The 15,624-nt window shown below is 68.2% G+C and carries 13 protein-coding genes; 7 read left to right on the top strand and 6 right to left on the bottom strand.

Annotated features, from left to right (window positions below; translation table 11 throughout):
- The first annotated feature begins 296 nt into the window (after nucleotides 1-296).
- The 3 genes from KO481_RS10025 (at nucleotide 297) to KO481_RS10015 (ending at nucleotide 5,149) form a co-directional block, all read left to right on the top strand.
- The gene (locus tag KO481_RS10025) at nucleotides 297-977 is read left to right on the top strand and encodes a biliverdin-producing heme oxygenase (RefSeq protein WP_215916790.1); all 681 of its coding nucleotides are present in this window, start codon (nucleotides 297-299) and stop codon (nucleotides 975-977) included.
- A 325-nt stretch (nucleotides 978-1,302) separates the two neighbouring features.
- Nucleotides 1,303-3,333 carry an SDR family oxidoreductase gene (locus KO481_RS10020; protein ID WP_215916789.1) on the top strand — a complete coding sequence of 677 codons (2,031 nt, stop codon included), beginning with the start codon at nucleotides 1,303-1,305 and terminating at the stop codon, nucleotides 3,331-3,333.
- A 130-nt stretch (nucleotides 3,334-3,463) separates the two neighbouring features.
- A complete protein-coding gene (locus KO481_RS10015) occupies nucleotides 3,464-5,149 on the top strand; it encodes a bifunctional metallophosphatase/5'-nucleotidase (RefSeq protein WP_215916788.1) in 1,686 nt (561 codons plus the stop codon).
- Nucleotides 5,150-5,208: 59 nt separating this feature from the next.
- On the opposite strand, the gene KO481_RS10010 is transcribed toward KO481_RS10015, so the two are convergent.
- On the bottom strand, nucleotides 5,209-5,862 hold the full coding sequence (locus KO481_RS10010; protein WP_215916787.1) for a cutinase family protein: 654 nt from the start codon (nucleotides 5,860-5,862) through the stop codon (nucleotides 5,209-5,211).
- Between the two features lie 275 nt (nucleotides 5,863-6,137).
- Here KO481_RS10010 and KO481_RS10005 point away from each other — a divergent pair, with 275 nt between their 5' ends.
- On the top strand, nucleotides 6,138-7,535 hold the full coding sequence (locus KO481_RS10005; RefSeq protein ID WP_215916786.1) for a WS/DGAT/MGAT family O-acyltransferase: 1,398 nt from the start codon (nucleotides 6,138-6,140) through the stop codon (nucleotides 7,533-7,535).
- 8 nt (nucleotides 7,536-7,543) lie between these two features.
- On the opposite strand, the gene KO481_RS10000 is transcribed toward KO481_RS10005, so the two are convergent.
- Together KO481_RS10000 and KO481_RS09995 are read right to left on the bottom strand one after the other, a co-directional pair.
- A complete protein-coding gene (locus tag KO481_RS10000; protein ID WP_245400724.1) occupies nucleotides 7,544-8,482 on the bottom strand; it encodes an alpha/beta fold hydrolase in 939 nt (312 codons plus the stop codon).
- A gap of 89 nt (nucleotides 8,483-8,571) precedes the next feature.
- A complete protein-coding gene (locus tag KO481_RS09995; RefSeq protein WP_215916785.1) occupies nucleotides 8,572-9,471 on the bottom strand; it encodes an expansin EXLX1 family cellulose-binding protein in 900 nt (299 codons plus the stop codon).
- Between the two features lie 268 nt (nucleotides 9,472-9,739).
- Here KO481_RS09995 and KO481_RS09990 point away from each other — a divergent pair, with 268 nt between their 5' ends.
- Together KO481_RS09990 and KO481_RS09985 are read left to right on the top strand one after the other, a co-directional pair.
- Complete coding sequence (locus tag KO481_RS09990) at nucleotides 9,740-10,591, top strand: LLM class F420-dependent oxidoreductase (RefSeq protein ID WP_215916784.1); 852 nt, start codon at nucleotides 9,740-9,742, stop codon at nucleotides 10,589-10,591.
- A 127-nt stretch (nucleotides 10,592-10,718) separates the two neighbouring features.
- Nucleotides 10,719-11,903, top strand: a complete 1,185-nt coding sequence (locus tag KO481_RS09985; RefSeq protein ID WP_215916783.1) for an acyl-CoA dehydrogenase family protein — start codon at nucleotides 10,719-10,721, stop codon at nucleotides 11,901-11,903.
- 62 nt (nucleotides 11,904-11,965) lie between these two features.
- Here the strand turns inward: KO481_RS09985 and KO481_RS09980 are convergent, their stop codons facing one another.
- Genes KO481_RS09980 through KO481_RS09970 form a run of 3 tightly spaced genes read right to left on the bottom strand, consistent with a single transcriptional unit; the run spans nucleotide 11,966 to nucleotide 13,510 of the window.
- A complete protein-coding gene (locus KO481_RS09980) occupies nucleotides 11,966-12,751 on the bottom strand; it encodes a DUF899 domain-containing protein (RefSeq protein WP_215916782.1) in 786 nt (261 codons plus the stop codon).
- Nucleotides 12,748-13,086, bottom strand: a complete 339-nt coding sequence (locus KO481_RS09975; RefSeq protein ID WP_215916781.1) for an ArsR/SmtB family transcription factor — start codon at nucleotides 13,084-13,086, stop codon at nucleotides 12,748-12,750. Before KO481_RS09975 ends, KO481_RS09980 begins: the two co-directional genes overlap by 4 nt.
- Nucleotides 13,076-13,510: an SRPBCC domain-containing protein gene (locus tag KO481_RS09970; RefSeq protein ID WP_215916780.1), complete on the bottom strand. Its 435-nt coding sequence runs from the start codon at nucleotides 13,508-13,510 to the stop codon at nucleotides 13,076-13,078. The genes KO481_RS09975 and KO481_RS09970 overlap by 11 nt, the downstream gene beginning before the upstream one ends.
- Nucleotides 13,511-13,716: 206 nt before the next feature.
- Here KO481_RS09970 and KO481_RS09965 point away from each other — a divergent pair, with 206 nt between their 5' ends.
- A complete protein-coding gene (locus KO481_RS09965; protein WP_215916779.1) occupies nucleotides 13,717-15,321 on the top strand; it encodes an SMI1/KNR4 family protein in 1,605 nt (534 codons plus the stop codon).
- Nucleotides 15,322-15,624 lie beyond the last annotated feature (303 nt).

The following is a 15,624-nucleotide window of genomic DNA, read 5'->3' as shown; positions in this document are numbered from 1 at the left end:
ATCGCGCCGAGTTACGCCCGGGCGGGCTCTTTTCCGGGGCTCGGCGGCCCGGAATCGTGGGCAAACGCCGGATCCGGGGCGATCGACCCGGCGAAATAGAGGCGGCGAATGCGCGCGATGTGGGTACCGTCACAAACCGCCCCCGTCCGTACCGGCCGAATTCCCCGGTCGGCGACCGACGGACGAGGGCGAACCGTCCGAAAGTTCGATTCGCCGCGCACGCTCCGGACGGTATCGTCGGGGCAGAATTTAGGTAACCCAAAGTAGCGCCGGACCGAAGCGAGGACTGCCCGACCATGCCCGAGACCAGCACGCCGCCCGAGATCGCGCCGTTCTCCGCGCGCATCCGCACCGCTACCGAGCGGCAACACGCGGACGCGGAGAGCTCCACGTTCATGAGCGACATGCTCGGCGGCGGCCTGGGCGTGGCGGCGTTCTACCGCTACACCGGGCAGCTGTGGCACATCTACCGGGCGCTCGAGGAGCACGCGGACACCCTCGCGCAGGATCCGGTGGCGGGCCCGTTCGTCCGGCCCGAACTCGCGCGGGTGGCCCACCTCGAGGACGATCTGGCGCACCTCGGTGGCGAGAACTGGCGCGCGGACCTCGAACCGCTGCCCTCGACCGCGGCCTACGCCACGCGGGTGCTCGAGTGCGCGCAGACGTGGCCGGCCGGATATGTCGCGCACCATTACACCCGCTATCTGGGCGATCTGTCGGGCGGCCAGGTCATCCGCGGCACCGCCGAGAAGCTGTGGCAGCTGCCCAAGCGCGGCGACGGTGTGCGGTTCTACGTCTTCGATCAGATCCCGAACCCGGCCGCCTTCAAGCGCGAGTACCGCGACCTGCTCGACGGCCTGGCCGTGGACGAGTTGGAGCGCCAGCGGGTCCTGGGCGAGTGCCAGGGCGCTTTCGATTTCAATACGGCGATGTTCCACGAGCTGGCCGCGGAATTCCCGCTCCGGCACCAGGGTTGAGCTCGCCCCAATCCGATCGGCAACGGATGCCGACGGGTAGCCGAGCGCTACCGCCGGTTATATGAAAACCATTGACACGGATACCAATAGGCGCTCCCACGTGGTGACACGTCCCACACCACGGGGAGCGCCTTTTGGTTTGCAGACAATTGCGCGCGCCGGTAAAGTTACTCACCAGTTAGGCACGAAGGGGTTCCTATCCGATCCCCGAGTTTGCTAGCGGGGATGGCTCGCGTCCGCATCCACCGGAGAATGCCGGACGAACTGTGTCATGACGCACCTGAAAGTTGTTGCGTCGCACCATGTTCGACATTCAGGAGGGACGATGGTCTCCTATATCGTGACCGGCGGCACCGGATTTCTGGGGCGCCGGGTCGTCACCGAATTGCTCGCCCGCGACGCGGGGGCGGTGGTCCACGTGCTCGTGCGCGAGGCCTCGGTCGCCAAGCTCGCCGAGCTCACGGACGGCTGGGGCGCGAGCGACCGCGTCTTCCCGCTCATCGGCGATCTGACCATGGAAGACCTTGGGCTGCACGATGATCCGCCGACCGCCGAGCACGTGATCCACCTCGGCGCGGTCTACGACATGACCGCCGACGAGGAAGCCGCCTACGCGGCCAACGTCACCGGCACCCGCGCGGTGATCGCCCTGGCGACCGGCCTGGGCGCGATGCTGCACCACGTGTCGTCCGTGGCCGTGGCCGGGGACCACCGCGGGTACTTCTTCGAGGACGATTTCGACCTGGGGCAGAATCTCGAATCCCCGTACCACCGAACCAAATTCGCCGCCGAGAAGCTGGTGCGCGAGGCGCCGGGGCTGCGCTGGCGGGTGTATCGCCCCGCGATCATCGCCGGGGATTCCCGCACCGGGGAGATGGACAAGGTCGACGGCCCCTACTACTTCTTCCCCGCCATCGCCCGCCTGGCGGGGCTGCCGTCCGAGCTGCCGATGATGCTGCCCGATCTGGGCGCCACCAATATCGTCCCGGTCGACTACGTGGCCACGGCGATGGTGGAACTGATCCGGCGTCCAGGTCGCAATCGCCGCACGTACCACCTGGTCAATCCCGAACCGCAGCCGTTCGCCGAGATCTACGCCGCGCTGGCCCGGGCCGGGGGCGCACCCTCGGCGCTGGGCACGCTGCCGGGCAGCGGGGCCGCGCTGCGCGCCCTGGCACAGCTGCCGGGCGTGCCCCGGCTACGCGACTATCTGCTGGACCAGTCGGGAATTCCGCCCGAGGTCGCCCCGCACGTCTCGTTCGCCTCGCACTTCGTCTCCGATTCCACCCGCTCCCAGCTGCGCGGCCTGACCCCGCCGCGCTTCGAGGACTACGCGCCGGCACTGTGGGAGTTCTGGCGCACCTCCATGGATCCGGATCGAGCGCGGCCCGCCGACGGCGGCGATCGGCTGCGCGGCCGGACGGTCCTGATCACCGGGGCGTCGTCGGGTATCGGCCTGGCCACCGCGCACGAGGTCGCCCGGCGCGGAGCCACGGTGCTGATGGTGGCGCGCGGGACCGAGGAGCTCGAGGCCGCCGCGTCCGAGATTCGAGCGAACGGCGGTGCGGCCCAGGCGTACACGTGCGACATCACCAGCGAGAAGGAGGTCGAGCTGCTGGTCAAGCAGGTGCTCGCCGACTACCACCACGTCGATTACGTGGTGAACAACGCGGGCCGCTCGATCCGCCGCTCGGTCGCCAACTCCACCGACCGGATGCACGATTTCGAGCGGACGATGGCGGTGAACTACTTCGGCGCGGTGCGATTGATCCTGGCGCTGCTGCCCTCGATGCGCGAGCGCCGCGCCGGTCACTTCGTCAACATCTCCTCGATCGCGGTGCAGACCAAGATGCCGAGGTTCGGGGCGTACGCGGCGAGCAAATCGGCGCTGGATGCCTTCAGCGAGGTCGCGGCGACGGAGAACGCCGACGCCGGAATCACCTTCACCTCGGTGCGGATGCCGCTGGTGCGCACCCCGATGATCGCCCCGACCGACGCGTACCGCTCCTTCCCCGCGCACAGCCCCGAGCAGGCCGCGGCCATCGTGGTGCGGGCGCTGACCGATCGCCCCGCCCGCATCGACACCCCGATCGGGACCGTCGCGCAGGTGCTGGACACCGTGATGCCGTCGGTGAAGAAGGCGATCCTGAACCGGAGTTTCCGGATGGATCGGGATTCCGCTGCCGCCCGGGGTATTTCCGGAGACAGCGAGCACGACCGACCGCAGGCGGACTCCGAGAAGCGGTCCGGCGAGGGTGGATTGCTGCTCACCCTCGCGCCCGTCATCCAGCCCATGATGGGCATGCCCGGCCCGCTCACCCGCATCACGAACCGAATCCCCGGCCTGCACTGGTGATTTCCGGTTCACCGGAGGCACCCGATCGCTGCCCGCAGGGATGACGATCGGGTGCCCGCCGGGCCGGTAGCGCGCGAAATTCACCGGCGCGCAGCGCGGACGCAGCCTCGGTCTGTCACAGTCGAGGACTATGAATCTGCGTCAGCGCGCGGTCGAGGCGACGATCGCCGTGCTCTTCGTGGTACTCGTGGTCAGCTGCGGCGGCAACGGCTCGAAGCCCGTGCCGCCGGCAACGTCGGGCATTCCGCTGGTTACCACGGACAATCTGCCACCCGCGCAACCGGGCGAGGTGCACCTGTTCGCGATCAACGATCTGCACGGCAATCTGGAACCGCCGCAGGGCGGCAACGGGCACGTCGGCGCGTACACCGCGGGCGGTGCGGCCTACCTCGCCGCCCACCTGGCGCGCCTGCACGCGGCGTATCCGGCCAGCGCGATCGTGTCCGCCGGGGACAACGTCAGCGCCAGCCCGCTGATCTCGGCGCTGTTCCACGACGAGCCGACCATCGACTACATGAACGACCTCGGCGTCGCCGCCTCCTCGGTCGGCAATCACGAATTCGACCACGGCATACCGGAATTGCGACGGATACGGCAGGGCGGATGCGCCGCCACCGGCTGTTCTCCCGGTTCGCCCTTCACGGGCGCGGTGTTCCCGTATCTGGCGGCGAATGTCACCGACACCAACGGCCAACTTCCCCCGGGGCTGCAGCCGTGGACGATGCTGCGGGTCGGCGGCCACAGGATCGGGGTCGTCGGCGTCGTGACCCCGGCGACCGCGGGCATCGTCATGCCCACGGCCATCGCGGGCTACACCTTCGGCGACGAGGCCGAGGCCATCGACAAGTATGTGCCGCAACTGAAGTCCGCGGGCGCGGAAACGATCGTCGCGCTGATCCACGACGGCGGCGCGCAGCAGACCCACGGGGCTCCCTCCGATTACAACGGCTGCGCGGGTATCACCCCGAACGTCACCGCTCTGGCACAGCACGTCGATCCGGCCGTGCGCGTGCTGCTCACCGGCCACACCCACCTGGCCTACAACTGCGTCATCGATGGCAAGGTGGTCACCCAGGGCGCCTCGTACGGTCGGCTGATCACCGATGTCACGCTGCGCTTCCACGGCGGCAAGGTCGATGCCACGGCCGTCAATCGGGTGGTCACCCGCACCGTCACCCCCGATCCGGCTACACAGAAACTGGTCGACTTCTACGCCGCCCAGTCCGCGCCGCTGGCCGCCCGGGTCATCGGCTCCACCGCCGGGCCACTGCCGAACGAACCGGCGCCGGGCGGGGATTCGCCGCTGGGTGACGTCATCGCCGACTCCATGCTCGCGGCCATGGCTCCCGCCCAGGCGTCGGTCGCAGTGATGAATCCCGGTGGCGTGCGGGCGGATCTGAGCGGCAGCGCCGTCACCTACGAGCAGGCCTACACGGTGGAGCCGTTCGGCAACGAGGTGGTGACCGTCGCCCTGACCGGTGCGCAACTTCTCGCGCTGCTCGAGCAGCAGTGGGACAACCGCGTCGCCCCGGGCGTGCTGTCCGCGGCGGGCATCACCTACGCGTACTCCGACGCCGCGCCCAAGGGACACAAAGTGATCGCCGACACGGTCCGTGTCGGCGATCAACCCCTCGATCCCGCTGCGGTATACCAGGTTTCGACCAACAACTACCTCGCCTCGGGCGGCGACGGCTTCAGCGTCTTCACCCAGGGCCGGCCCAGCGGCGTCGGACCGTCGGATCTGGATGCCCTCGAGTCCTACCTCGCGGCTCACCCGAATCTGGTACCGCCACCGAGCCGAATCCAGCGCCGCTGAGTTCACCCACCCCGCCGGCTCCGCAAACTCCGCCGACTCACCATCCCCGAGGTCCGAATTCACAGCCGGTTGGCCGTGAAGTCCGCTGCCGCAACGAAATCGCCGCCGTAGGCCACGTGCGCGGCCGGGTTCAGCCCGCCCGCGCAGACGGGATCGCCCGGGGCGCAATAGTTCGCGGTGCGGGCGGCGTACTCCCCCGGCACGCCGGTTCCGGCCAGCCGCAGCGGATCGCCGAACAGCAGCACCGCCGCCACCCGCGAGCCCAGGGCGCCGTCCAGCCGGACCGCACCGGGAATCGGGGCGGTGATGCCGGTGCCCAGCGCCGTGTGCACAACCACGGCGCCCTGCGAATAACCGACCAGGACGAACCGCTGACCGGGACAGGCCGCGGCCTGACCCGCCACGTGCGCGACGAGGTCGCCACTGCCGTCGCCGACGGACAGGACATTGGTCAGATCGGCCGGGTAGTTCACCCGATATCCGCTGGTACTCAGGGGCAATCGGCGTTGCAGCTGGGCGTACAGGGGATCACCGACCGCGCTGCCGAGATAGCCCGGCTCCCCGGTCCCCCTGGCCACCACCACGTCCACGGCCGCGCATCCCTGTGCGACGGCCCGCGGCGCCGGGTACAGCACGCCCGCCAGCACCAGCCAGACGGCGAATATCCCTGCGATGCGCCATTTTCCGAACAGCAAACCCTTCCGGTCGCCCATGATTCCCACCTACTCACGCCGTTGTGAGAGGCTGAGTGACACTTGTCAGTGACTATTATCCCAGCCCTATAGGGCCCAAGGTAGGAGGTGCGCCGGGGGGCGGCAACGAACTCTGCCGAAGAGATACCCAATCGGCACGCAACCGTATCCACCCGAATCTCGTTACCGGAGGGCGACTCTCATTACCACATTGAACTGAATGACCGACCGGTTTGTGACGGATCTCCCGTCCCACTGAGCGGGAAAAATAGAACACGTTCTCATACGCTATACGCATGGAACGAATGACCGGGCTGGACGCCAGCTTCCTCTACCTCGAAACCGATACTCAGCTACTGCACGTGTGCGCCCTACTGGTCCTGGACCCCGTCGCCGCGGGCACGAACTACGAATTCGCCGAGCTGAAGGCCGAACTCGGCCGCCGCCTGCATCTGGTGCCGTCCATGCGGCGCCGGCCCCATCGGGTGCCGTTCGACCTCGATCACCCGGTGTGGGTGGAGGACAAGAACTTCGACCTCGATTACCACATCCGGCGGATCGGGGTTCCGGCACCGGGCGGGCAGCGCGAACTGGACGAGCTCACCGCCGATATCGCCGGACGGTCCATGGATCACGACCGCCCGCTGTGGGAGATGTGGGTCGTCGAGGGCCTCGCGGACGGCCGGATCGCGATCATCTCCAAGTACCATCACGCCGCGGTGGACGGCATCACCGGCACGAACATGATGATGCACCTGTGCGATCTGGAGCCCGGCGTGCGCTATCCGGAGCCCGAGCGACGGGAGATCGGCGAATCGGCGCCGAACGACGTGATGCTCGCCGCCGGGGGCCTGCTTCGCCTGCCCGCCAAGCTCGGCGTCTTCGGCATGGTGCCGAAAACCGTTGGCATGGTTGGCGGTTTCATCGAGCGGCGGCGAAACGACAAGAAGGGCATGGCGATTCCGTTCACCGCGCCACGCACGCCGTTCAACCGGACCATCACCCCGCACCGCACGATCGCGTGCACCAAGGCGACCCTGTCGGACATCAAGGACATCCGGGCGGCCTTCGGGGTCAAGGTGAACGACGTGGTGCTGGCCGTCGTGGCCGGGGCGCTGCGGGACTATCTGCGCTCACACGGCGAACTGCCCGACACCTCGCTGATCGCCTCGGTCCCGGTGTCCACGCACGGCGCCTCCCGGCACGAGCAGGGCATCAACAAGGTCTCCTCGCTGTTCGCCCGGCTCTACACCGATATCGAGGACCCCGTCGAGCGGCTCGGGCTGATCGCCGAATTCAATCGTGGTGCCAAGCAGGAGCACGACCTGATCGGCGCGGACTTCCTGCAGGACTGGGCGCAGTACGCGCCGCCGAATCTGTTCCAGCTCGCCGCGCGCGCATATTCGGAATTCGATCTGGCCGACCGGCATCCGGTCGTGCACAATCTGGTCGTATCGAACGTGCCGGGACCGCAGGTGCCGCTGTACTTCCTGGGCCACCGCATCGAGGCGATGCATCCGTTCGGGCCCGTCTTCCACGGCGCCGGGTTGAACATCACGGTGCTGTCCTGCGGCGGCGACCTGAACTTCGGCTTCATCGCCTGCCGTGAGCTGGTCCCTGGCATCGAGGAGATGGCCGAGGCCGTGCACTACAGCATCGCCGAACTGCTCAAGGCCGCTCGCGCCGAGAACTAGCGGCGCCCCTACTGCCGGGCGGCTACCGCCGCACAGGCCTCGAGGAGCACCGGGACAAAGGCGTCCGCCTCGAGTACGCAGGCCGCGTGCCCGGCCTTGGCCAGGAAGATCTCCGCGCCCGGGATCATCTTCGCCATCTCCAGCTGCCGATAGACCGGCAGCGCCCGATCCTGCGTCGTGATGACCACCGCCGCAGGCACTTTCAGGCTCGCCAGCCACGGCGTGGAGTCGAATCGGCCGAGCTGGGCGATCGCCTCCGCCATCGCCAGGCCGTTCACACTGCGCATCTCCGACAGCGCCCACCGATCCATTCGCCCCGTGTCCCAGGAGATCTGCGGCAGTTCGGGCAGCCGCTCCCCCGTGCGCTCCACGCGCCGTGCCACCGTGTCGGACATCATCCGCCCGAGCGCGCCCACGCTCCGGTGGAACGCTCGCTCGCGCCACGTCTCCTGGAATCGGTAGGTGGTGGCGCACAACACGATTCCACCGACGCGATCGGGATGCCGGTGCGCGGCGAGCTGTGCGACGATGCCGCCCATCGAGTACCCGGCCAGGATCGGGCGCCGCACGCCGATCAGATCGGCGATCGCGATCACGTCGTCGGCAAGATCATCCAGATCGAAACGGGGAGAACGGATTCCATGGCCGTGCCAGCGCTGGTCGAACAGCACCACCCGATAGTGCTGCGACAGCTCCTCGAGGGCCGGGAACCAGTTCAGCATGGCGGTGGTGACCAGCCCGTGCAGCAGGATCACGGTGGGCGCGCCGTCGGGACCCGGAATATCCACCAGATAGGTCCGGCCGCGGCCCGGCAGCTCCACCATCGTCCCGGCCGGCACCCGGTTCATCCGGGTGACGCGCCGCCCGAGCCGGCGGCCCGGACCGCGCCGGCGGCCGGGACGAGACGCGCTGGATAGCGGGTCCTGGTGCGCCGCCCGATCTGCCATGTCCCGACTGCCTCCTGCCACCCGCGTAAAATTAGAACGCGTTTCAATCGATGATGACACATCGACTGCTCGGCGGCGCGCGGGGGCGCTCACGAACAGGGCACGGGACCGGGAGTCATCGCGATCGGAGACGCCACCGGGGGCGCGGCGTCCGCCGAGGGCGCGGGCAGCGCGTAGAGGCTGTGGCCGGTGTGCTGCAGCCGCCCGGGGTCGACCGTGATGCCCGGCACCTCCGCCTGATGGCCGTCGTCGTCGGTCACCAGCACGGTGAACGGCCCCGGCCCGAGCCCGGAGATCGACCAGGAATCGTCCATGCCGCGCGTGAGGGTATATCCCGGGCCGCCGGAATCGGCGCGAATCTCTACCCGGCTCAACGGATTTCCGGTATCGGTGAACTGTATTCCCAGCCAGGCCGATGACGAGCCGTCGGCGACCCGGTACACCAGATCCGGTGGGGGCGAGGGGTTGTGCACGCGGCTGATGCCGATCCGGGCGACGCCGGCCGCGAGGTCGGCGATCCGGGCGAAGGCCACGGCGCTCAGATCGTATTGGTGCGGGCCGCATCCCGGGCAGCGGTCCACGATCTGGGCGCGCACGGTGCCCAGGGGACCGTTCAGGTCGACGTACGTCCCGCACGCGGCGCTGTCGGCGTATTCGTCGGGCGGCACCGCGACGTAGTAACCGTCCGGCGGCAGGTCCGGGAACGAGCAGGCCACCCGCGGGCTGAAGGTGTAGTAGCGGGCCTGGCCGGCCATCGGCGGATCGACCCGCTCGTCGTCCGAGACCTGTTCGGGGGCAGGAGTGTTCGTGGTCGTCACGACGCGGACCGGCGTCGGGACGACCGGCGTCGGGACGACCGCGGAGCGGCAGGCCGCCGGATGCGGCCGTACCGCCCACACCGTCGCGGCCACCACCGCCGCGATCACCGGTGCCGTCCACAGCCACGGCGGCACCGCCCGGGTATTCTCCCGCTGCGTCACCCGATGCATCGACCCTCCTGCGCCCGCGTCACCACCTCGCACCTCTCAGCAAAGCAGCAGAGACCGGGCAATCGGACACGAATCGTGAACCCTACCTGCAATACTCGGCGTGTCTTCGGCGTGTCAGGCCCGATAGGCACTGCACTGGCTAACTTTCCGTACGCGAGCTCTCCGCCGTCCGGGCCGACGGTGACAACCGGTGCACCGTGTACCTTCGGTTCGCGAGCGAGGCGTGTTGCTTGACTTGGAGCGCACTCCAGCTCGTACCGTTCTCACCATGCGCTTTGCCTTCAAAACATCGCCGCAGGAAACCACCTGGGCCGACATGCTCGCGGTCTGGAAGGCCGCCGACGAGATCGACGTCTACGAGTCCGGATGGACCTTCGATCACTTCTACCCGATCTTCTCCGATTCGACCGGCCCGTGCCTCGAGGGCTGGACCACGCTGACCGCGCTCGCGCAGGCCACCACCCGCCTGCGGCTGGGCACGATGGTCACCGGCGTGCACTATCGGCATCCCGCGGTGCTTGCCAATATGGCCGCGGCGCTGGACATCATCTCCGGCGGACGACTCGAACTGGGCATCGGCGCGGGCTGGAACGAGGAGGAGTCCGGCGCCTACGGCATCGAATTGGGCACCCTCACCGAGCGATTCGACCGCTTCGAAGAGGCGTGCCAGGTGCTGATCGGCCTGTTGTCCCAGGAGACAACCGATTTCGACGGCAAGTACTACCAGCTGAAGGCCGCGCGCAACGAGCCCAAGGGCCCGCAGCGCCCGCATCCGCCCATCGTGATCGGTGGCAACGGCGAAAAGCGCACCCTGCGCATCACGGCCCGCTACGCCCAGCACTGGAACTTCCCCGGCGGCACCCCCGAGGAGTTCGCCCGCAAGCGTGACGTGCTGGCCGCCCACTGCGCCGACATCGGCCGCGACCCCGCCGAGATCACCCACTCGGCGCAGGTCCGGCTCGACCCGAGCAAGGGGTACGGCGCGGTGGTCGAATGGGCCGCGTCCATGGCCGAGCAGGGCACGGACCTGGCGGTCGTCTACATCCCCACCCCGCACGACCCCGCCGTGCTGGAGCCGCTGGCCGAGGCGATCCGGGACTCCGGGCTGCTCTCCTCGTAGCGCACCGCCTGGTCGGAGCGGTTCCGATCACCGGGAATGCCTGTCGTCGCGGCGCCGGAATGCGCTTACCGTCGGAATGTCCCCACTACGGGGTGGGGACTACCGACAGCATTTCGGAGGTCCGTGGATGTCGCACGAGGTTGTTCGCCGAGTCGAGGAGGTCGCCCCGCAGCTGGCCGCGGCCGCCGAGGAGACCGAGCGCGGAGGCAAGCTCTCCGACGAGAGCGTCAAACTGGTGCGCCAGGCGGGGGTCATGCGGATGCTGCAGCCCGCCGACTTCGGCGGCTATGCGGCACATCCGCGCGATTTCGCCGAGGCGGTCATGGCGGTGTCGAAGCACTGCGGATCCACAGGCTGGGTCTGCGGTGTGGGCGGCGTGCATCCGTGGGAGATGGCGCTGATGGACCGCAAGCTGCAGGCCGAACTGTGGAGTGAGAACCCGGATTCCTGGATGGCGTCCCCGTACGCCGCCCAGGGCCTCGCCGTGCCGACGGACGGCGGCTACATCGTCAAGGGGCACTGGAACTTCTCCTCCGGCACCGACCACTGCGACTGGGTCGTGCTCGGCGCGATGGTCGCCGACGCCGAGGGCAAGCCCGCGGATCCGCGCAAGGTGATCCACGTGGTGATCCCGCGCAAGGACTACACGATCGTGGACGACTCGTGGGACGTGATCGGCCTGTGCGGCACCGGCAGTAAGGACGTCATCGTCGACGGTGCGTTCATCCCCGAGTACCGCACCATTGATTCCGACGAGGTCGCGCAGGGCGAGCTCGCCGCCGAGCGCGCGGGCCGCACCGAGACGGTGTACCGGCTGCCGTTCTGGGCGATGTTCCCGCTGGGCATCACCTCGGCGGTCATCGGCATCTGCGAGGGCGCGCTCGCCGCGCACCTGGACTACCAGCGCGAGCGGGTCACCGCGATGGGCACCCGGATCAAGGACGATCCCTATGTGCTGTCGGCGATCTCGGAGGCCGCGGCCGATATCGCCGCCTCGCGCACCCAGCTGCTCGACGGCATCAGCCGCGTCTACGACAAGGCCGACGCCGGTCAGGCCATCAGCTTCGAGGACCGCTCGCTGGTGCGCCGCAACCAGGTTCGCTCCGCCTGGCGCGCGGTGAGCGCCGTCGACGAGATCTTCGCCCGCTCCGGCGGCAACGCCGCCCGCAGAACCAATGTGCTGCAGCGCTTCTGGCGCGATGCCCACGTCGGTCTGCAGCATGCCATCCACACCCCCGGCTCGCTGTACCATTCGGTCGCCCTGACCTCCATGGGCGTGGAGCCGGAGGGCGCGCTGCGCGCGATGATCTGATTTCCGTACCGAAAGTGCCGGTCCCCTTCGGAAGTCCGTGGGCGACCGGCACTTTCGCGTTGTCAGTCCGCCGGGTGCGCGCAGCAGTCGTGCGGTGCCTGCTTCGCCTGGTTTCCGGCCTCGCCCTCGTCGATGGCGTTCGCGACCCTGCCCAGCCACTCCGAGGCGGTCTCGTCGACCGCGGAGGCGTACTCGTCGTTCCAGTTCCACCACTCGTAGGGCGCGGTCTGCGGGTAGCCCTCGGGCGAATCCTCCCAGTTCTCCTGGCGGCCCAGGGCCGTCATGTCCAGGTAGCTCCAGGTGTTTCCGAAGTACTCGTCACCGCGGCGGTTGATGAAATAGGTGCGGTACACCCGGTCGCCCTCGCGAATGAAGGCGTTGGTGCCGTGCCATTCGTCGACACCGAAGTCGGCATCGAAATCATCGGTGATCGTGTACCAGGGGATCCTGGACCAGCCCATCCGGGCCTTCACCTTCGCGATCTCGGGTTGCGGTGCGCGCGAGGCGAATACGAGCGTGGTGTCGCGTGCATTCAGGTGCGCGGGATTGCCCACGTGGTCGGCGATCATGGAGCAGCCGCGGCAGGCGTGCTCGGGCCAGCCGACCACGCCGGGCTCGAAGAACGCGCGGTAGACGATCAGCTGACGGCGGCCCTGGAACAGCTCCAGCAGGCTCGCCGGGCCCTTGGGACCGTCGAATACGTACTGCTTGCCGATCTCCACCCACGGCATCCGGCGGCGCCGGGCGGCCAGCTCGTCGTGGGCCCGCATCACCTCCTTCTCCCGCACCAGCAGCTCGAGGCGCGCAGCCTCCCACTCGTCCTGCGAAACGATCGGTGGTGTCTTCATTCCAGCTCCCTGTCGAGGATGTTCCTCAGCGCATCGAGCGGGCCGTCCCAGTCCCGCGCCAGCGCGGCGAGGAATTGTTGCGCCACTTGCATTGGCGCGGAACACAATCGGTAACGCACCCGGCGCCGCTCCCCCGGTTCCGCGGTCACCAGACCGGCCTCGGACAGTAGCGTCAGATGTTTGGCGATCGCCTGGCGGGTGATCGGCAGCCGGGCCGCCAGGTCGGTCGCCGTGGCGGGCCCGGCGGACGCCAGCGCCGCGAGGATCGCGCGCCGGCTCGGATCCGCCAGGGCCACGAAGACCTGCTCGGCAATCGCCTCCTGGTCAGGCCGCATCGAGGTAGTCGACCAGCTCGCCGAGCTCGCTGGACCAGCCGCGGGTGTTGCCGTCGAACGCCGTCTTGTGGGCGTCATCGGTGAGTTGCGCGAAGCCGGACTCGACCACGGTCAGGCGCGTGCCCGCCGCCACCGGCTCCAGCGTGAACTCCACGTAGGTGCGGCGCGGATCCCCCTCGGGCAGCCCGTATATATGCCAGGTGAACCCGAACACCCGCGGTTCCTCCACCCGCTCGACCCGCATGTCGGCAGAGAACTCGTTCTCCTTCCACCGCATCCACGCCGTACCACCCGGCCTCAGCTCGATGCCCGCCTCGTTACCGAACCAGCTGCCCAACCCCTCGGCCGTGGTCAGCGCCGCCCACACCCTCGCGGGCGGGTGCGCAAGCTCGATAGTCCGCTCGATCCGATCAGGAAATCCCATCAGCACACCTCCGTAGTAGCAACCTATGGGTTGCAATAGTATTGCAACCCATAGGTTGCGTCAATCCCCTCTCGCGGAAACCCGAGCAACCGAGTTCACCGGATCCTGTTCCCATCATTGGGAGACCGGCCATGCTGATGTGGGTAGCTAAGGTGGCCGCGACATGCTGCTGCAATGGGGTGAGCCACATGACTGAGGTGAGCCACATGACTGAATTGATCGAACAGGTCGAAAACCTCGCACGAGAGTTCGCGGCGCGCGGTGCAACTGCGGGAACGCTGGAGATGCACCACAATGCGGTGGGCGGCTACGGCGCACGAGCGCACGGCTCGATCGGCACGCTGATGCTGCCACGACAGTGGCCGGATACCGCAGCCATCTCGGCGGCGGTGCGTGCTGAACTAGGCGTGAACACGGACGCGGACGACATGGTGCAGATGCGGCTGCGAGTGCGGGGCGACAGCTACGAGTTCCAGTACCGCTGCCAGTCACAGCATTACGAGAACGAGCTGGGGTGGGATTTCACCCGACAGGTGATCTGCGACCCCACTTATCGATACCCCGGCCATGCCGTTCCATCGCCGGTCGACGAAAACCCCGATGGCCGCACCACTGATCCGGGGTTGGTCGCGACCGTGGCCGAACTGGTCCGCGAGTACGTAGAGCTGCGCACTCGGCAAGACGGCCACGCACCGCAGCTGGGCGCCGGAATAACCGAAACCGAGATCGCCGCAGCCGAGTCGCGGATTGGTTTCCGGCTACCAGAGGAGCTGCGTGCGCTGTATCGGGTGGTGGGCTATGACGATGACGACCAAGGTCTGATGGCTTTCACCGCGCTTCGGCCTTTGGCTACCGTCGCCGCGACCCATCTCAATGACGACATCGAGGTGGCCGATCACTACGGCGCCGGCACTGTCGGTGCCTGGAGGGACTCGCTATTCGCCGGCCTCGGTCGCACCGTGCTCGAGTCCTGGCCCCACGGCGTGGTGCGCCGAATCTCGCGCAGCCCGAAATGGGTGATCATCGGCAGCAGCGGCCGCGACGTAACCGCCGTCGACCTCGACCCCGGTCCGATCGGAGTGTCGGGGCAGGTAATCGAATTCGAACCCGACGGGTTGGACGCCGCTGTTCGGCGGGACGACTCGGTTCTCGCAATGCTGCGGCGGACAGTCGAATCCCTGCGAGTGGGCGAGTCGGTGTGGGAGTACTACGACACCGAAATCGCCGACCATCCGAATGAGCACGCGCATCTGCGCGGCGCCGGCGAATCGGTCGCGGAGCTTCCCGGTGCAATCGCCGTACAGAGTCTCACAGTCGACGGCCGTGACTCGTTCGACGCCGCGGAACTGGCGGCGCTGCCCCTGCTGCGGCAGCTGCAAGTGCGCGGTGTCGAATCGGTGCAGCTGTCCGTGCCGCACACGGTTCCGCTGGAACAGCTGGACCTTACCGCGCCACGTATCGAGCTGGAGCCGCTGGCGGGTCACCCGGTCCTGTGGGACCTCTCCCTTTCCGGAGCGACCGGGCCGGTGCACATCGCCCCGTTGGCCACATTGCCGTCGCTGCAACGCCTGGACATCTCGGAGATCGAGGTCTTCGACCTCGAGGCGGTCGCCGCGCTGCCGGCCTTGCGGGTGTTGGTGGCCACCGTGCGGCAGTGGCGGCTGCTGCGTGACCGGGACGCGGTGCCCGCCGGATTGGCTGCCGCGGAGCTGGTAGGCGACGCCGCTTTCGACGACGAGATCGCTTGGGCCGCAGGTTTCGGCGTCAACCCCGGCACTGCTTCACTGCCGATCATGCGCGGCACACTCTGACCGATCGGAGCCGCGCCCCACGACCCCCGACCGGTTTCGACCTGCCGACACATGCCACTCCGATCACGCTCGGACTCGGTCCGGGCAACGTCAGTCTGAACACGATGCTGACCGAAATCGCCAAGCTCGAGGCTGTTCGGGAGACCGGACAGACTACTGAGCCTTCCCATTCGTGAGAGGCGGCGCAGGTGGATCCTGCGACCACAACCGTCAGGTGGTGTCACTATTCACCGATACCAACATCTTCCGATCCCGATCTACTGTCCGGAAACGCTGTGGAAGACGGGCGGCGGTTCCGGCCCG

The organism is Nocardia albiluteola (assembly GCF_018860155.1).
Taxonomy (GTDB): domain Bacteria; phylum Actinomycetota; class Actinomycetes; order Mycobacteriales; family Mycobacteriaceae; genus Nocardia; species Nocardia albiluteola.
The sequence above is the reverse complement of the archived record's forward strand: the minus strand, read 5'-3'. Positions and strand labels throughout refer to the sequence as shown.